Annotated in this window: 18 protein-coding genes; 2 read left to right on the forward strand and 16 right to left on the reverse strand. The window is 71.5% G+C overall.

Annotation, left to right across the window (positions count from 1 at the left end):
• Nucleotides 1-20: 20 nt before the first annotated feature.
• The 15 genes from ABD127_RS17640 to ABD127_RS17710 form a co-directional block, all read right to left on the reverse strand.
• Entirely contained in the window at nucleotides 21-599 is a 579-nt protein-coding gene (locus ABD127_RS17640; RefSeq protein ID WP_344203913.1) for a hypothetical protein, read from the reverse strand.
• 218 nt (nucleotides 600-817) lie between these two features.
• Nucleotides 818-1,948: an adenosine deaminase gene (locus ABD127_RS17645; RefSeq protein WP_344203915.1), complete on the reverse strand. Its 1,131-nt coding sequence runs from the start codon at nucleotides 1,946-1,948 to the stop codon at nucleotides 818-820.
• On the reverse strand, nucleotides 1,945-2,409 hold the full coding sequence (locus ABD127_RS17650) for a MaoC family dehydratase (protein ID WP_344203917.1): 465 nt from the start codon (nucleotides 2,407-2,409) through the stop codon (nucleotides 1,945-1,947). The genes ABD127_RS17645 and ABD127_RS17650 overlap by 4 nt, the downstream gene beginning before the upstream one ends.
• Nucleotides 2,410-2,506: 97 nt before the next feature.
• Entirely contained in the window at nucleotides 2,507-3,793 is a 1,287-nt protein-coding gene (locus ABD127_RS17655) for a thymidine phosphorylase (protein WP_344203919.1), read from the reverse strand.
• Nucleotides 3,790-4,875 (reverse strand): CPBP family intramembrane glutamic endopeptidase, encoded by a 1,086-nt coding sequence (locus ABD127_RS17660; RefSeq protein WP_344203921.1) that lies wholly within the window; start codon nucleotides 4,873-4,875, stop codon nucleotides 3,790-3,792. The genes ABD127_RS17655 and ABD127_RS17660 overlap by 4 nt, the downstream gene beginning before the upstream one ends.
• Nucleotides 4,872-6,056 carry a cytochrome P450 gene (locus tag ABD127_RS17665; RefSeq protein WP_344203922.1) on the reverse strand — a complete coding sequence of 395 codons (1,185 nt, stop codon included), beginning with the start codon at nucleotides 6,054-6,056 and terminating at the stop codon, nucleotides 4,872-4,874. The genes ABD127_RS17660 and ABD127_RS17665 overlap by 4 nt, the downstream gene beginning before the upstream one ends.
• Nucleotides 6,053-6,496, reverse strand: a complete 444-nt coding sequence (locus tag ABD127_RS17670) for a cytidine deaminase (protein WP_344203923.1) — start codon at nucleotides 6,494-6,496, stop codon at nucleotides 6,053-6,055. The genes ABD127_RS17665 and ABD127_RS17670 overlap by 4 nt, the downstream gene beginning before the upstream one ends.
• An 11-nt stretch (nucleotides 6,497-6,507) precedes the next feature.
• Nucleotides 6,508-7,758 (reverse strand): ABC transporter permease, encoded by a 1,251-nt coding sequence (locus ABD127_RS17675; protein ID WP_344203924.1) that lies wholly within the window; start codon nucleotides 7,756-7,758, stop codon nucleotides 6,508-6,510.
• Nucleotides 7,755-8,864 (reverse strand): ABC transporter permease, encoded by a 1,110-nt coding sequence (locus ABD127_RS17680; protein ID WP_344203926.1) that lies wholly within the window; start codon nucleotides 8,862-8,864, stop codon nucleotides 7,755-7,757. Before ABD127_RS17680 ends, ABD127_RS17675 begins: the two co-directional genes overlap by 4 nt.
• The gene (locus ABD127_RS17685) at nucleotides 8,861-10,366 is read right to left on the reverse strand and encodes an ABC transporter ATP-binding protein (RefSeq protein WP_344203928.1); all 1,506 of its coding nucleotides are present in this window, start codon (nucleotides 10,364-10,366) and stop codon (nucleotides 8,861-8,863) included. Before ABD127_RS17685 ends, ABD127_RS17680 begins: the two co-directional genes overlap by 4 nt.
• Before the next feature lie 144 nt (nucleotides 10,367-10,510).
• Nucleotides 10,511-11,590 (reverse strand): BMP family lipoprotein, encoded by a 1,080-nt coding sequence (locus ABD127_RS17690; RefSeq protein WP_344203929.1) that lies wholly within the window; start codon nucleotides 11,588-11,590, stop codon nucleotides 10,511-10,513.
• Between the two features lie 122 nt (nucleotides 11,591-11,712).
• Nucleotides 11,713-12,879: an amidohydrolase gene (locus ABD127_RS17695; RefSeq protein WP_344203930.1), complete on the reverse strand. Its 1,167-nt coding sequence runs from the start codon at nucleotides 12,877-12,879 to the stop codon at nucleotides 11,713-11,715.
• A gap of 168 nt (nucleotides 12,880-13,047) precedes the next feature.
• Nucleotides 13,048-14,376, reverse strand: a complete 1,329-nt coding sequence (locus ABD127_RS17700) for an MFS transporter (RefSeq protein ID WP_344203932.1) — start codon at nucleotides 14,374-14,376, stop codon at nucleotides 13,048-13,050.
• Entirely contained in the window at nucleotides 14,373-14,783 is a 411-nt protein-coding gene (locus ABD127_RS17705) for a MarR family winged helix-turn-helix transcriptional regulator (protein ID WP_344203933.1), read from the reverse strand. Before ABD127_RS17705 ends, ABD127_RS17700 begins: the two co-directional genes overlap by 4 nt.
• Nucleotides 14,784-14,958: 175 nt before the next feature.
• Nucleotides 14,959-15,387: an SRPBCC family protein gene (locus ABD127_RS17710; protein ID WP_344203934.1), complete on the reverse strand. Its 429-nt coding sequence runs from the start codon at nucleotides 15,385-15,387 to the stop codon at nucleotides 14,959-14,961.
• Between the two features lie 61 nt (nucleotides 15,388-15,448).
• Here ABD127_RS17710 and ABD127_RS17715 point away from each other — a divergent pair, with 61 nt between their 5' ends.
• A complete protein-coding gene (locus ABD127_RS17715; protein ID WP_344203936.1) occupies nucleotides 15,449-15,784 on the forward strand; it encodes a nuclear transport factor 2 family protein in 336 nt (111 codons plus the stop codon).
• A gap of 28 nt (nucleotides 15,785-15,812) precedes the next feature.
• Here the strand turns inward: ABD127_RS17715 and ABD127_RS17720 are convergent, their stop codons facing one another.
• Nucleotides 15,813-16,349 (reverse strand): CGNR zinc finger domain-containing protein, encoded by a 537-nt coding sequence (locus ABD127_RS17720; RefSeq protein WP_344203938.1) that lies wholly within the window; start codon nucleotides 16,347-16,349, stop codon nucleotides 15,813-15,815.
• A 39-nt stretch (nucleotides 16,350-16,388) separates the two neighbouring features.
• On the opposite strand from ABD127_RS17720, the gene ABD127_RS17725 reads away from it, so the two are divergent.
• Nucleotides 16,389-17,390, forward strand: a complete 1,002-nt coding sequence (locus ABD127_RS17725; protein WP_344203940.1) for an EamA family transporter — start codon at nucleotides 16,389-16,391, stop codon at nucleotides 17,388-17,390.
• Nucleotides 17,391-17,463 lie beyond the last annotated feature (73 nt).

Below are 17,463 nucleotides of genomic sequence, written 5' to 3' on the forward strand. Positions count from 1 at the left end.
ACTCCGTAACTCGACGCGGGTTACTCCTGGTGCAGCTCGGCCTCGGGGAACGTGGGCCGGAGCGCTTCGGGGTGAAGGCTGTGGACCTGGCCGTCCTTGAGGTAGCGCAGCGAGTGGTCCCAGGCCACGCCCGCGTAGACGCCGTCCTCGGGCTCGCCGAGGTACAGCACCCACGAGTCCGGCTGCAGCTCAGCCAGCATCGCTGCGCTGGTCACGTTCAGCCCGTAGTTCTCGGCCTTCGGCCCCGGGTCGCGGCCCTCGAGATCGCGTGGGCCGAGCCTCAGCTCGTACTGCCCCAGCTCGTCGACCGCGGCGGTGTACTCCGCCAGCGGCACCGCACCGCCCGACAGGTCCACGCGGATCACCTCCGCGTCCTCCCCGCCCTTGTAGACGTCCTGCACCTGGACCATGTACGTGGTGACGATGAAGCCGCCCGAGTCGACGTGTGACCCCTCCACTCCGACGACCCGTCCGGACACGACGAGACTCGAGAGCTCGCGCAGCCCGGCCGGGTCGTACACATCCACCGACCAGTCAGCGATGCTGTGAATGGGAGGCACCGCCTCCGCACCCGTGTCGGCGACGAAGTGCTCAGGCATCGGAGGCTTCTCGGTGGCCACGACCGCATCCCCCGCCGGCGGAGTGCCCTGCGGACCGCAGCCGGCCACAGCGGCTAGGACGGCGAGCACCACCGCAGCGCCTGCCAGCCGACCACGTCCCGTCATCCTCGGAACCTAGGCCTGCCGTCCGAGACTTCGCAAGCGCCTGCGCCGCCGTCCCATGACGGCGCCCAGCCCTCCGGCGCCCGAGCGAGCCCTCAGAGCGCGGCGTAGGCCGGCTTGATGACGTCGTCGATCAGGGCGAGACGCTGGTCGAACGGCAGGAACGCGCTCTTCATCGCGTTGATCGTGAGCCAGCGCAGGTCGTCGGTGCCGTAGCCGAAGGAGTCGGCCAGGAGCTGCATCTCGCGGCTCATCGAGGTGTCGCTCATGAGCCGGTTGTCGCAGTTGACCGTGACGCGGAAGCCGAGGTCGGCGAGCGGGCCGATGGGGTGGTCGGCGACCGTGCTCATGCCGGGCACCGCGTCGGTCTGCAGGTTCGACGACGGGCACATCTCGAGCGGGATGCGACGGTCGCGCACGTACGAGGCGAGCCGGCCGAGGCGCGGACCGCCGGGGGCGTCGAAGTCGATGTCGTCGACGATGCGGACGCCGTGACCCAGGCGGTCGGCGCCGCAGCGCTGGACGGCCTGCCAGATCGACGGGAGACCGAACGCCTCGCCGGCGTGGATCGTGAAGTGCGCGTTCTCGCGGCGCAGGTACTCGAAGGCCTCCAGGTGCAGGATCGGCGGGAACCCGTCCTCCGCGCCCGCGATGTCGAAGCCGGCGACGCCGCGGTCGCGGTACTCCACCACGAGCTCGGCGATCTCCTGGCCGCGGTCGGCGTGCCGCATCGCGGTGAGCAGCTGGCCCACGGCGATGCTGCGGCCCTCGGCCTGCGCCTCGGTGCGCCCCTGCTCGATGCCGACCTGCACGGCCTCGACCGCACCGGCCAGGTCGAGGCCCGCCTCGAGGTGCTGCTCGGGCGCCCAGCGCAGCTCGGCGTAGACGACGCCGTCGCGGGCCAGGTCGAGCACCGACTCGCGGGCCACGCGCGCCAGGTCCTCCGGGCGCTGCATGACCGCGACGGTGTGCACGAAGGTCTCGAGGTAGCGCGGCAGCGAGCCCGAGGACGAGGAGTCGCGGAACCAGGTCGCCAGCCCCTCCACGGAGTCGGCCGGGAGCGCGTGCCCGATCTCGTCGGCGATCTCGGCGACCGTGGCCGGACGGATGCCGCCGTCGAGGTGCTCGTGCAGCGCCACCTTGGGCGCCGCAGCGACCTGCTCGGGGGTGGCGGGCGTGCCGCCGCCGCGCTTGGTGACCTTCAGCTCGGGGGTCTCCGCCGTCACAACGCTCCACCTTCCATGAGCAGCGAGACCGTCTCGGCGACGCACGCCGGACGCTCCTCGCCGCGGATCTCTACCGTGTGGCGCAAGGTGGCACGCTGGCCCTTCTCGATCTTCTCGACCGAGAGCAGGTCGACCGTGTTGCGCACCTTCGAGCCGACCCGGACCGGTGTGATGAAACGTACCGTGTTGAGTCCGTAGTTCACCCGGGCGACGTTGCCGGCGAAGGCGAACACCTGGGCACCCAGGAACGGCAGCAACGACAGGGTCAGGTAGCCGTGGGCGACGGTCGCCCCGAAGGGTCCGTCCGTCGCCCGCTCGGGGTCGACGTGGATCCACTGCCGGTCGCCGGTGGCATCGGCGAACAGGTCGATCCGGTCCTGCGTGATCGTGAGCCACTCGCTGGAACCTAGCGTCGAGCCGGCCGCGGCGACGATCTCCGCGGCGTCGTTGAAGACCTTCATCATCCACTTCCGAGGTATCGCTGCATGACCTCTCGACCCTAACCGAGACGCGATGCGATCCCGGTCACATCCCCCGCATCCCGCGGTTTCCCACGGGTCAGTCGACGCGCCCCAGCACGACGGAGGCCGGGAGGTCGGGGGCGTCTGCGCCGATGTCGAAGGCACCCTCCAGCGCGGCCTCCGCCCGGGCGAAGCGCTCGGGAGTGTCGGTGTGGAGCTCGATCAGCGGCTGCCCCGCGCGGACCGTGTCGCCCGGCTTGGCGTGCAGCACGACGCCCGCGGCGGCCTGCACCTGCTCGCCGGGACGCGAGCGACCGGCACCGAGGCGCCAGGCCGCGACGCCGACGGCCAGCGCGTCCAGTCGACCGAGGACGCCGTCGGACGGCGCCATGATCACGTGGGTCTCCTTCGGCGCGGGCAGCGCCGCGTCCGGGTCGCCCCCCTGGGCCGCGATCATGCGGCGCCAGACGTCCATCGCCCGACCGTCGGCCAGCGCCTCGGCCGGGTCGACGTCGGAGCGACCCGCCGCGGCGACCATCTCACGGGCCAGCGCGACGGTCAGGTCGACGACGTCCTGCGGTCCGCCGCCGGCGAGCACCTCGACCGACTCCGCGACCTCGACCGCGTTGCCGGCCGTCAGGCCCAGCGGCGTCGACATGTCGGTGAGCAGCGCGACCGTGTGGACCCCCGCGTCCTTGCCGAGCGCGACCATCGTCTCGGCGAGCTCGGTGGCCTGGGCCAGCTCCTTCATGAAGGCACCCGATCCCGCCTTCACGTCCAGCACGAGCGAGCCCGTGCCCTCGGCGATCTTCTTGCTCATGATCGAGCTCGCGATGAGCGGGATGGCCTCGACCGTTCCCGTCACGTCCCGGAGCGCGTAGAGCTTCTTGTCGGCCGGGGCGAGGCCCGAGCCCGCCGCGCAGATCACGGCGCCGACGTCCTCGAGCTGGGCCAGGATCTCGGCGTTCGAGAGGTCGGCGCGCCAGCCCGGGATCGCCTCGAGCTTGTCGAGCGTGCCACCGGTGTGCCCGAGGCCGCGCCCGGAGAGCTGGGGCACGGCGATGCCGCACGCCGCGACGAGCGGGGCGAGCGGCAGCGTGATCTTGTCGCCCACGCCGCCGGTGGAGTGCTTGTCGGAGGTGGGCCGGCTCAGGCTCGAGAAGTCCATCCGCTCGCCCGAGGCGATCATCGCGGCGGTCCAGCGGCTGATCTCGGAGCGGTCCATCCCGTTCAGCAGGATCGCCATCGCCAGGGCCGACATCTGCTCCGGAGCGACGACCCCGCGGGTGTAGGCGTCGACGACCCAGTCGATCTGCTCCGGGGACAGCCGGTGTCGGTCACGCTTCGCGGCGATGACGTCGACGGCGTCGAAGGGTTCGGTCATGGGGTGCCTCCTGGAGGTGGCGGGACGGGCGGGTACGACGGAGCAGGTGCAGGCGGGTGCGCCTGCGGCGGGGAGGGGTACGGGTAGTACCCCGGATGCACAGGCGGGTAGGCCTGGGGCGGGTAGGGATACGGGTACGGGTGCGGGTACGCCGGGATCCACACGGGCGGCGGCGGGGGCTTCGGGGGCAGGGGTGGGCGGGTGCGTTGCAGCCCCGACCTGCGGACCATCCACTCCACGAGCAGCGCGAACAGGATCGAGGTCACGACCGTGGGCAGCACGTCGACCGCGCCGTACTCGTCGCTCGTCAGGGCGAACATGTTGAAGGCCTCGAGGGTCGAGAGCACGACGTTGTTCGCCACGTGCGCCGCGATGGCCGCCTCCAACCCGCCCGTGCGGATGACGAGCCAGCAGGCCAGGAGGCCGAACACCCCGACGTCGACCAGGCCCCAGAACTCGTAGACGTGGCCGGCGACGAACAACGGCGTGCTGACCAGGACGGGGATGATCGCCCAGCGGGTCCAGGACCCGATGAGCTGGAGCAGGTAGCCGCGGAAGACGTACTCCTCGGCAGCCGCCTGCGTCGGCGTCAGGAGCAGCGCCACGAGGAAGACGGCGACAGCGTCGTTCTCGAGGCTGGGCGCCGTGATCTCGCCCCCCAGGCCCATCGCGAGGCTACCCAGGATCATCGCGGTGTAGACCAGGAACGCCACGGCGCTCAGGCGCGCGAGCCATCCCCAGCGCAGGCGACCCTCCACCGACGACAGGTAGCCGACCGGTCTCGGCCCCGTCGCCAGGACGCCGAGCACGACGGCCGGCAGCATCAGTCCGATGAAGATCAGCAGGAAGGCGAGCTCCCCCGGGGAGCCCAGCGTCGTGGAGCCGGCGCCGTCGAGCCAGGAGTCGACGGCCTCCAGGTCACCGTCCGAGGCGATCAGCACGGCGATGACCCCGACCAGCACCAGGCAGACGACGGCGACGCCGTAGCCCGCCACGCCGATCACACCGGCCACGGGGAGCTTCCACCACGCGTGGTCGGGGTGCTCGCGGGCGAGCCGGTGGTACGGGGTGCTGACGCTCACGACGTCTCGGTCAGGTCGCACACGAGGCTCTCGTAGCCGCGCAGGACCCACGTGGGGCGGCGCGGCGACTCCCGGAGCTCGATCGTGCCGAACCGCGCCAGCAGGGCACGCAGGCTGATCTGCAGCTCGAGCCGCGCCAGCGGGGCGCCGAGGCAGAAGTGCAGGCCCATGCCGAAGCCGACGTGCGGGTTCGGGTCGCGCGAGACGACGAAGGCGTCGGCGTCCTCGAACGCAGCCGGGTCGCGGTTGGCCGAGCCCATGAGGCACGCCACGACCTCCCCCGCCCGCACGGCCTGCCCGTCGACCTCGACGTCGGTCGTGGCGGTGCGCTCGAACAGCTGCAGCGGGGCGTCGAAGCGGATGAGCTCCTCGAGCGCCGTCGCCACCTCGACCTCGCCCGAGCGCACGCGGGCCTCCTGCTCGGGGTGCGCCAGGAGCGCGACCAGCCCGTTGCCGAAGGTGTTGACGGAGGCCTCGTGCCCGGCGTTGAGCAGCAGCACGACGGTCGCGACGAGCTCGTCGTCGGAGAGCTTCTCGCCCTCGTCGCGGGCAGCGATGAGGTCGGTCACGAGGTCGTCGCCGGGGCTGGTGCGGCGGTGCTCGACGATCTCGCGGACGTAGGCCGCGAAGTCGGTGCTGGCCTGCACCGCGGCGGCACGGGTGGCCGCGTCGACGTCGGACTCGTACATGTGCACGATCGCCTGCGACCAGTCGCGCAGCAGCACGTGGTCGGTGCGCGGGAACCCCAGCAGGTCGGCGATCACGAAGACCGGGAACGGTTCGGCGAAGTCGGCCAGCAGGTCGCTGCGCGGCTGGAGCCGCTCGACCATCTCGGCGGCGAGCGACTCGATGCCCGGCCGCAGGCGCTCGACGTGACCGCGCCCGAACGCGCCGGCCAGCAGGCGGCGCATGCGGGTGTGCTCGGGCGGCTCGTTCTCCATGAGCTGGTTGCGGTGGAGGGTGTTGAACGGCTCCATCTCGTCGGCCGGCTCCAGGTCGGTCCAGAGGCGGCCGAAGGCCCGGTTGCGCAGGACCTGCGTGACCGAGCCGTGCGTCGTGGCGAGCCAGCGGCCCGACGGCTCGTGCCACTGCACGCTGCCGCCGGCCCGCAGGTCGGCGAGCGCCGGGTACGGGTCGGCGACGAAGCCGGGGTCGGTCAGGTCGAGGTGGCTCACGCTCACGCGGGCGGCTCCGGGGCCGCCGCGCCGGCCTGCAGGTCGGTGACGTCGAACGCGTCGGGCAGGACCTGGTCCATCGTGCGGATGCCCGCGGGGGTCTGCAGCTGCATCGTCGGGCCACCGTTCTCCCACAGCAGCTGGCGGCACCGGCCGCACGGCATCAGCGGACGCCCCTCGGAGTCGACGCAGGCGACCGCGATGAGCCGGCCGCCACCGGTCGCGTGCAGGGCCGAGACCATGCCGCACTCGGCGCACAGCGCCACCCCGTAGGCCGCGTTCTCGACGTTGCAGCCCAGCACGACCCGGCCGTCGTCGACGAGGCCCGCCACGCCCACCTTGTAGTGCGAGTACGGCGCGTAGGCGCGGCCCATGACCTCGGTCGCGTAGCGCGTCAGGGTCTCCCAGTCGATCGGGTCGTCGGCACCCTTGATGCCGAGCGACATCGTCGGCGCCACTAGCCCGCTCCCCCGCGTCTGTACGGTTTCCCGTCGGCCGCGGGCATGCGGAGGCGTTGACTGAACACCGCCAGGACGAAGAGCGTCACGACGTACGGCGTCATGCCGGTGAAGGAGGCGTCGACGGTCTCGGAGAGGAAGTACCAGACGAACGCGCCGACCGAGATGCCCGCGATCACGAATCCGGTGACCCGTTCGCCCCCGCGGACCTTCAGCACCGCGAACACCGCGAGCAGGATCGCGACGAGCAGCAGCAGCGCGTGCACGATCGCGCCACTGTTGGAGAGCAGCGAGACGCCGTCGGTGTAGCCGAACATCAGCGCGCCCGTGAGCACGCCGCTCGGGCGCCAGTTGCCGAAGATCATGGTGGCCAGGCCGATGTAGCCGCGACCGCCGGTCTGACCGACCGTGAACGACGACGACGCGACCATCGCGAGGTACGCACCGCCGAGGCCCGCGAAGGCGCCGGAGATCAGCACGGCGACGTACTTGTAGCGGTAGACGTTGATGCCGAGGGTCTCGGCGGCCTGCGGATTCTCGCCGCAGGAGCGCAGGCGCAGGCCAAACGACGTGCGCCACAGGACCCATGCCGTCACCGCGACGAGCACGAACGCCAGCACCGTGAGCACCGAGAGACGGGTCGTGACACCCGCGACCGCACCCGCCACGTCGGAGATGACGAACCAGTGCTTGTCGGCGAGCGATCGCGCTCCGTCGGCGATCAGCGGGACGGTGAACTCCGGGGGCGTCGAGTAGCCCGACAGGTTGCGCGGTCCGCCGCCGTCGAGGTCGTCGAAGGTCGTCTTGGCGAGGAAGCCCACCGCTCCGAGGCCGACGATGTTGATCGCGACGCCCGAGATGATGTGGTCCACGCCGAAGCTGACCGTCGCGATCGCGTGGAGGAGACCGCCGATCAGGCCCATGAGGGCCGCGCCGAGCACGCCTGCCAGCGGACCGTAGTGGTAGGCGAAGAACGCCGCCCCCCAGGTGCCGAGCAGCATCTGGCCCTCGAGGCCGATGTTGACGATGCCCGCGCGCTCGGCCCACAGGCCACCGAGGCCGGCGAGCAGGATCGGGCAGGCGCCGATGATCGCGGCGCGCAGCGTGCCGGGGGCCGTGATGCGGTCGGTGCCGGTGTAGAGCCGGACGGTCGAGATGACGACGATGACCGCGAGTGCAGCCAGCCACCACGTGTACCGGAAGGTGCGGGCGCGCACGACCTCGGCGCTGACGCTCTGCTGCGTGCTCATGCCGCGGCCCCCTCTCGCTCGGCGTCGAGCTGTCGGGCAACCCGCTCCGCCTCGGTCTTGGCGCGGCGGCGGCCCACGACCTCGTAGGCGACGACGACCGCCAGCACCGTGATGCCCTGGGTGATGTCGATGACGTCCTTGGCGATGCCGGCCGACTGCAGGTTGTTCGACTGTCCGGACAGGAAGGCGAACAGGGCCGCGGCGAAGAAGATCCCGAGCGTGCGGTTGCGACCCAGCAGCGCGACAGCGAGGCCGATGAAGCCCAGACCCGCCTGGAAGTTCTCGGGCGTGCCGAAGGTGTGGACCGAGCCGAAGTAGGCGGGCATCCAGACCAGGCCCGCGACCGCGCCCGAGAGCGCCATGACGAGCAGCGTCATCTTCTTGGTGTTGACACCGCTCGCGCGGGCTGCCGTCTCCGACTCGCCCGTCACGCGCAGCTCGAAGCCGAACCGGGTGCGCGAAATCAGGAACCAGTACCCGATGCCGAGGATGATCGCGAGGCTCGACAGGGCCCACACGTCACCCGGGGCGTCGGGGAAGATCTTGAACCCGAGCGGCTGCGCGTCGAGCGGGAGACGCTCGGTCGTGAAGGTGTAGCCGCTCGCCTGGCCGTACTTCGTGACGAGGTAGCCGGCCATCGTGAGCGCGATGTAGTTCAGCATGATCGCGCTGATGACCTCGCTGACGCCGCGGAACACCCTGAGCAGACCCGCGATCGACGCGTACGCCGCGCCTGCAGCCGCGGCCACGACGAGCGTGGCCAGGATGTTGAGCGGACCCGGCACCAGGCCGCTGCCGGCGAAGAACGCCCCTGCGCAGGAGCCGACGATGTACTGGCCCTCGACGCCGATGTTGAACAGGCCCATGCGGAACCCGATGGCCGCCGCGATGCCCGAGATGGAGAGCATCGCCGACTGGTTGATGATCGAGAGCAGGACCCGATCGTTCGGCACCGAGAAGATCACCTCGAGGAAGCTGCCGGGCGACCCTCCGAAGGCGGCGATGAGCACGCTGGTCGCGACCATCGCCGCGACCACGGCCACGAGGGGCGGGAGCAAGGAGCCGACGACCGTGTCGAGGACGCGGCGCGGGGTCAGGCCCTTCATGCCGCCTCCCCGCCCGTCATCGCTTCGCCCAGGTCGCTCGCGGTGACCGAGGACGGGTCGAACCGGGCCGTGAGACGACTACGCAGGATGACCTCTAGGCGGTCGGACAGGCCGATCAGCTCGTCCAGGTCGGCCGAGACCAGCAGCACGCCGAGCCCCTCTCGTCGCGCGGCGCGGATGTGGTCCCAGATCGCGGCCTGGGCGCCCACGTCGACGCCTCGGGTGGGGTGCGAGGCGATCAGCAACCGGGGGTTGCCACTCATCTCGCGGCCCACGATGAACTTCTGCTGGTTGCCGCCGGACAGCGCGCGGGCCGACGTGTCGACGCCCGGCGTGCGCACGTCGAACTGGTCGATGATGCGCTGGGCGTCGGCCCGCGCCCCCTTGCGGCTCACGAGTCCGCGGCGGACCGCGGGGGCCGACGTCTGGTGACCGAGGACGCGGTTCTCCCAGAGCGGGTAGTCGAGCACGAGGCCGTGGCGGTGGCGGTCCTCCGGCACGAACCCGACCCCCAGGTCGCGCACGGCCCGCGTGCTGAGTCGCGTGATGTCGTCGTCGCCCAGGCGGATCGTGCCGGCGTTCGCGCGCAGCATGCCCATCACGACCTCGACGAGCTCGGACTGGCCGTTGCCCTCGACGCCGGCGATGCCGACGACCTCGCCGGCGTGCACGGTCAGGGAGATGTCGTGCAGCAGGTCGCGTCCGGACTCGTCGGCGACCGTGACGCCGTCGAGCCGCAGCACGGGCCGGTCGGTCACGGTGGACTCCGACGTCGCGGGCGACGGCAGCTCGGCACCGACCATGAGCTCGGCGAGCTCGCGCTTCGTGGCGGTCTTCGGGTCGGCCGTGCCGACCGTCGTGCCCCGGCGCATGACCGTGATGTCGTCAGCGATCTGGCGGACCTCGTCGAGCTTGTGCGAGATGAACAGGACCGACCGGCCCTGGCCGACGAGCTCGCGCAGGTTGGCGAACAGGGCGTCGACCTCCTGCGGCACGAGCACCGCGGTGGGCTCGTCGAGGATGATCAGGCGGGCGCCGCGGTAGAGGACCTTGAGGATCTCGACGCGCTGGCGGTCGGCCACGCCGAGGCGCTCGACCAGGGTGTCGGGGTCGAGCCCGAACCCGAAGCGCTCGGAGATCGCCCGGATCTCCTTCTTCGCGCCGTCGCCGATGCCGTGGAGCTTCTCGGCGCCCAGGACGATGTTCTCGGCGACCGTCAGGTTGTCGGCCAGCATGAAGTGCTGGAAGACCATGCCGATGCCGGCGGCGATCGCGTCGGTCGGCGAGGTGAAGGAGACCGGCGAGCCGTCGATGACGATCTGGCCGTCGTCGGCGGGCTGGACGCCGTAGAGGATCTTCATCAGCGTGGACTTGCCCGCGCCGTTCTCGCCGATCAGCGCGTGGACGCGCTCCGGACGGATGTGCAGGGAGACATCGTGGTTGGCGACGACGCCGGGGAACCGTTTGCCGATCCCGCGCGCCTCGACGTCGATGGTCGTCACGCGGTCATCCTCTCGCAGGTGGGGGTGCAGGGCCAGGTCAGGGGCAGGTCAGGGGCAGGCCGAGCAGGAGTTCACGCACGGCAAACAGCGAGTGGGTCCGGGAGCTGGCTCCCGGACCCACTCATCGTCCGTCGGTGAGACGCCTCACGGCGCCGTCGGGACCTCGATGTCACCGTCGATGATCTGCTGCTTGTAGTCCTCGAGGGTCGCGATCGTCTCGGGCGTCAGGAAGTTGCCCGAGGTCGAGTAGCCCACGCCGTCGTCGGCCAGGGTGAAGGTCGTGAAGCCCTGGTCCGGCTCGCCGTCGACGACCGACTGGATGAAGCCGTACGTCGCGGTGTCGACGCGCTTGAGCATCGAGGTGATGATGTGCTGCGCCTGCTCCGGACCCGCGGTCAGGAACTGGTCGGAGTCGACACCGATCGCGAGCTTGTCGGCGGCGACGGCCGCGTCGAACACGCCCGTGCCGGAGAAGCCGGCCGCGTGGAACACGATGTCGGCGCCGTCGGCGTACTGGCCCTCTGCGGCCGCCTGGCCACCGGCCGGGTCGCCGAAGCCCGCGGGATCGGACTCCTCGATGTAGGTCGTGAGGACCTCGATGTCGGGGTTCACCGCCTCCGCGCCCGCGGTGTAGCCGGCCTCGAACTTCTGGATCAGGGTGTTGTTGACACCGCCGACGAAGCCGATCGTGCCGGTCTCCGACTGCGAGGCAGCCGCGGCACCGACGAGGTAGGAGCCCTCGTTCTCGGCGAAGCCCAGGTAGGCGACGTTGCAGTTGACGTCGTCCTCGGTCGGGTCGAAGCCGTCGATCACGGCGAACGCGACGTTCGGGTAGTCCGGCGCGACCGTGTCGACGGCCTCGCTGTAGGCGAAGCCGACGCCGACGATGACGTTGTGGCCGGTGTCGGCGAAGTTGCGCAGGCGCTCCTCGCGGACGTCCTCGGACTCGTCCTGGCCGGCCTCGCCCTCGCTGGTGTCGGTCAGGCCGAACTCGGTGGCAGCCTTCTGCAGGCCTGCGTAGGCGGAGTCGTTGAACGACTGGTCGCCACGTCCGCCCACGTCGTACGCCAGGCTGACCTTGGCGTCTCCCTCGATCTGCACGGGATCGCACTCGGGGGCCGCGTCGGACCCCGAGTCGCTGTCGTTGTCAGCGGCGGTGCCGCAGGCGGTCAGGATGAGACCGCACGTCGCCAGGGCGACGCCGTACGTCGAGAAACGGCGCACATTTCCTCCTCGGTGATCGGCTCGGCCTTCTGCCGGCCTGCGGCAGACTCTAGGTCGCGCCAGGCCCGCCCGGAAGCGTTGTGACAACCCGTAACCGTTTTGTCACCGGCGGGCAGGACCCGTCAGCTCAGCGCCGCGGCCGCGAGGACGCGTGCGGCGACACCGATCGCGCGCTCGTCGACTCGCAAGTTCCCCTGGTGCAGGTCGTACGTGGGTCCGTCGGGGGTGCGGGTGCCGAGCCGGCCCATCGCACCGGGCACGGCCTCGACGTACCAGGCGAAGTCCTCGCCACCCAGGCTCTGCGAGGTCGTGGCCACGGCGCTGGGGCCGATGACCTCGGTGACGGCCCGCCGCATCGACTGGGTCGCCGCGAAGTCGTTGACCACGGGCGGGACGCCACGGACGTAGAGGACGTCGGCGCTGACGCCGAACGGCTCGATGATGTCGGCGATCAGGCCGCGCACGAGGTGCTCGGCCTGGTGCCAGGCGTTCGCGTCGAGCATGCGCAACGTGCCGGCCAGCTCGCCGGTGGCCGGGATGACGTTGGCGGCGTGCCCCGCGGCGATCTGGCCCCACACCATCGAGACGCCGGCGCGGGGGTCGAAGCGGCGCGACAGCACGGCGGGGAGCTGGGTCACGAGGCTGCCGAGCGCGTAGGTCAGGTCCTCGGTCAGGTGGGGCCGCGAGGTGTGACCGCCGCGGCCGCTGAGCGTGACCTGGATGCGGTCGGAGGCGCCCGTGATGGGGCCCTCGCGCAGACCCACCTGTCCGACGTCGAGCGACGGGTCGCAGTGCAGCGCGAAGATGCGCGAGACACCCTTGAGCACGCCCTGCGAGAGCAGCCGCAGCGCGCCGCCGGGCATGACCTCCTCGGCCGGCTGGAAGAGGAACCGCACCCGCACCGGCAGCGGCTCGAGCCGGTGCGCCTCCGCCAGGGCGACCGCAGCGCCGACGAGGCCGGAGACGTGCACGTCGTGCCCGCACGCGTGGGCGACGCCCGCGACCGTCGAGCGCCAGGTGTCCTGGGTCGTGTCGGGGATCGGCAGGGCGTCGAGGTCGGCGCGCAGCGCGACGATCGGGCCCTCCTCGCGGCCGACCTCGGCGACGAGGCCCGTGCCGGGCAGCAGCTCGTAGGAGATGCCGTGCTTGTCCATCCAGCGGGCGACGAGGTCGGTCGTGCGCTCCTCCTGCCAGGACAGCTCGGGATGGGCGTGCACGTCGCGGCGCAGGTCGATGAGATCAGGGGTGATCTCGTCGATCGTGCGCGTCACGACGTCGAGGGAGCCCATCGGGCCAGGATACGCGCGGCGCGCGTCACCGCTCGTCCCTCGCCCGAAGGACGGACCGCTCGCGAGTGGATTCCCGCCCCGCCGCGAGTGGATTCCCGCCCCGCCGCGAGTGGATTCCCGCCCCGCCGCGAGTGGATTCCCGCCCCGCCGCGAGTGGATTCCCGCCCCTCAGACCAGGTCGAGGGCGTCCTCGGTCGGGGCCGAGGCGGGTCGCGACCGGCGGCGGGTCCGGCGCTGGGCCAGCGCGTCACGCAGCGCGGCGTCGTGCTGCAGGAAGTACAGCGCCGACGCGATGACGCCGAGACCCACCACGATGCCGCTCGTCGCGAGCGCCCACCGCGCGCCGAACGCCTCGGCGAGCCAGCCGATGACCGGCGCGCCGAGCGGCACGCTGCCGAGGAACACCATGAGGTAGAGCGAGGCGACGCGACCCCGCATGGCCGGGTCGGTCGACATCTGGATCAGGGCGTTGGCGGTCGTGACGGCCGTCAGCACCGACAGCCCCACGAGCGGCAGCACCGCCGCATAGGTGACGTACGTCGGCATGACCGCCGAGAGCAGCTGCACCGCGGCGAAGACCAGGGCCGCACCGACGATGAACCGCAGCCGTGGCGACGGCCGGCGTGCGGCGAGCAAGGCGCCCGCGAGGGAACCGATCGCCATGATCGAGCCGAGCAGGCCGAACTCCCCCGCCCCCTTGCCGAACTCCTCGGTGGCCATCAGCGCGCTGGTGACGGCGAAGTTCATCCCGAACGAGCCCAGGAAGAACACGACCGAGAACAGCAGCACGAGGTCGGGACGCGAGCGGACGTACCGGACCCCGGCGCGCACCGCGCCTCGGCGGTCGCCCGTCAGCGGGGCGGGGTGCAGCAGGGTCGGGTCCATGAGCTGCAGCGCGAGGATCACGAAGCCGTAGCTGATCGCGTTGGCCAGGATGACCCAGCCCGTCGCCTCGACGCCCGACCCGAAGGCCGCGATCAGCACGCCAGCCAGCGCGGGACCGACGAGTCGCCCGGAGTTGAAGGACGCCGAGTTGAGCGAGACCGCGTTGCTGAGGTGCTCCTGACCGACCATCTCGGCCACGAACGACTGGCGGGCCGGCGCCTCGAGCGCCCTCGCGGCTCCGAACAGCAGGGTCAGCACGAAGACCTGCCACACCTGCACCACTCCGGTGATCGCGAGGACGCCGAGGAGGGCCGACGGCACGGCCATGCCGAGCTGGAGCCACCGGAGCAGGGTGCGCTTGGGGACCCGGTCGGCGAGCACGCCGGCGAACGGCGACAGCAGCAGGGACGGGACGAGCTGCAGCGCGACCGTCAGGCCGAGCGCGGCACCGCTGCCGGTGAGCTGCAGCACGAGCCAGGCCTGGGCCGTGCTCTGCAGCCAGGTGCCGACGTTGGAGAGCAGGGCGCCCGAGGCGTAGATCCGGTAGTTGCGGACCTGCAGGGAGGTGAAGGTGCCGGAGCGGGGCGCGGTCGAGGGGCCGCCGCGCCTCACGACTCGGCCAGGCGTGTCAGGATGCGCGCCGCCTCCGTCAGGACCTCGCGGTCGTGGGGCTCGAGCTCCTGCAGCCGCAGGTACAGCCACGCGTCGCGGCGCTCCCGCTCCTCGGTGAGGACCTTCTCACCGAGGTCGGACACGCTGACCACCACCTGGCGCCCGTCGTCGGGGTGCGGCTGGCGGTCGACCAGGCCGAGCTCGACCAGGCCGTTCAGCGTGCGGGTGATCGAGGGCGGGCTGACCTTCTCGCGTGCAGCGAGGGCACCGGGCGTCGTCGGGCCCGCGACGCGCAGGGCTCCGAGGATCGCGAGCTGGGTCGGTGTGAGCTCGGAGTGCCGCTCCTGCCGCAGCCGCCGGTTGATGCGCGCCACCGCGATGGCGATCTCCTCAGCGTGGGCGGGCATGTCATGAGCCTAGTTCATTAACCATGCAAAGCAAAATGCGCACCCCTTCCCGGTGGGCGGTGAGCCAGGAACCTGTCGCCGCCCTTGGCGGTGAGATAGAGACCTGTCAGAGGCTCCGACACGTCCCTCACTCACCGCCCGAGGGGCGGACACGTCCCTCACTCACCGCCCAGGGTCAGGAGGAGAAGGCGGCCTGGATCTGCGCGACGGTCTCGTCGGCGAGCTTCTCGACGGGGCGGCGCAGTACGATCCCGGCGAGCCAGCCCCAGGACCTCGGGAAGTCGAACACGGCGCGGTAGTGCACCAGCGTGCGGTCGCCGTCGCGGGTGAACGTCAGGTGGTCGGTCGCCGTGGTCCTGCCGTTGACCCCGCGGCACACGAAGTGCGTGGGACGGTCGTGCGCGATGGTCTCGTAGTCCAGCTCGACCGTGCGGCCCATGAACGACGAGCGGTTCCGGTAGGTCGTGCCGAGGCCGCCGTCACCGGAGGTGCGCCGGGTCCATACCGTGCCCGGGTCCCAGACCTGCGTGTTCTCGAAGTCCGCGATGAAGTCGAAGACCTCCTCGACCGGACGGTCCACGACGAAGCTGCGCTCGACATCCATGCCTCCACGGTAGGCCGGAAGCACGCGTGCGGCTCGCCAACGGCGGCGTACCGTCGAGCCCATGAGCAGCGACACGCACGTCCCCGCACCCGTGGCCACCCTGGTCGACGCGATCAACGCCGGCGACACGGACGCCTTCGTCGAGGCGTTCACCGAGAACGGCAGCGTCGACGACTGGGGCCGGGTGCTGACCGGTCCCGACGGCGTGCGCAGCTGGGCCGAGACCGACGCGATCGGCATGGACGCGCAGATGACCGTCCTGTCCGCCACGTCCGAGGGCGACACCACGACGGTCGAGTTCTCGTGGAGCAGCAGGAAGTTCAACGGCACCTCGACCGCGATCGTGACGGTCGACGGCGACCGCGTCAGCAGCTTCCAGATTCCTCCAGCGCACTAGTCCTCCGGCGCACTAGCCCTCCGGTGCACTAGTCCTGACGCTGGCGCGCCCGGTACGCCGCAGCCGCCACCCGGTTGCCGCAGGCCGTGCTGCAGAAGCGTCGCGAGCGGTTGCGCGACAGGTCCACCACGACGCCCTCACACTCGGGGTCGTCGCAGCGCGAGAGACGTGACATCTCGTCGGCGCGGATGACGTCGATCATCGCCATCGCGGTCTCGACGAGGATGCGCTCGGCGAACGGCCGGTCGTCGGCGACGGCGTGCAGGTGCCAGTCCCACTGGTCGTGACGGACCAGGCGCGGCAGCGCCCGCCCCTCCTGGAGCATCGCGTTGACCAGCTCGACCGCGTCGTCGCGCGAGGCCAGCATGACCTCGCGCAGCCGTGGCCGCAGCGCCCGCACCTCGGCGAGCTCGGTCGCGTCGTGGGCCCGGGCACCCGTGAACCGGTGCTCCTCGGCGAACGCGTCGAGCTCGTCGACGGTCGTCAGCGTGTCGGGCTCGAGCGCACTGTTCGCGAGCCAGGCGGCCGAGCCGAGCGACATCTCGACGTCATGGGCGAAGACCATGTTGACACCTTACGGCATGCGCCCGTAGCGTCATGCTCCATGACGCAGTTGACTCATGACGCGCGCACGACACAGACCTCGCAGCGCCACCTCGGCGCCGGCCTGCTGCTCGCCGTGACGAGCGCGACGGCGTTCGGCACCTCGGGCGCCCTGGCCCGAGGCCTGATCGACGCTGGCTGGTCGCCCAGCGCCGCCGTGACGGTGCGCATCCTGGTCGCGGCTGCCGTGCTCGCGGTCCCCGTCCTGCTGACGCTCCGCGGGCGCTGGGGCCTCGTCGTCGAGCACGCCCGGCTCGTGACGCTCTACGGCATCGGCGCCGTCGCGGCCGCGCAGCTGTGCTACTTCCAGGCCGTCGCGCGCATGGACGTCGGCATGGCGCTGCTGATCGAGTACACCGCCCCCGTGGCGATCGTGGGCTGGCTGTGGTTGCGACGCGGCGAGCGCCCGAGCCGCCTCACGATCGCCGGCGCGATGGTCGCTGCGGTCGGTCTGGTGCTCGTGCTCGACCTCGTGGCGGGCGGGAGCCTCGACGTCATCGGCGTCCTCTGGGCCCTGGCCGCGATGGTCGGCATCGCCTCGTACTTCCTGCTCTCGGCCGACGACAGCTCGGGCGTCCCGCCGCTCGTGCTCGTGGGCGGCGGGCTCGTCGTGGCCGGGATCGGCCTGGTGCTGGCCGCCGTCGTCGGCATCCTGCCCTGGACGTCATCGACGGACGACGTCGTCTACGCCGTGGGCACGGTCCCGTGGTGGGTCCCGCTCCTGGCGATCGGCGTGATCGCCGGGGCGTTCGCCTACATGACGGGCGTCGCCGCCGCGCGCCGGCTGGGCTCCCGCCTCGCGTCGTTCGTGGCCCTGACCGAGGTCCTTGCGGCGCTCGTGTTCGCCGCGATCCTGCTCGACCAGGTGCCCTCACCCCTGCAGGTGCTCGGCGCACTCGCCGTCGTGGGCGGCGTGGTGCTCGTGAAGCTCGGCGAGCCGCGTCCGGCCGGCGAGCCCGAAGCGATGCCGGCGGTCGCGGGCCTCGACGCCGACGGGCGGTGAGCCAGCAACCTCCGGGGAGTCCCTGGAGGTTGCGTGCTCACCGCCCGACGGGTGGAGAGGTTGCCTGCTCACC

The organism is Aeromicrobium alkaliterrae, from assembly GCF_039529015.1.
Lineage (GTDB): Bacteria > Actinomycetota > Actinomycetes > Propionibacteriales > Nocardioidaceae > Aeromicrobium > Aeromicrobium alkaliterrae.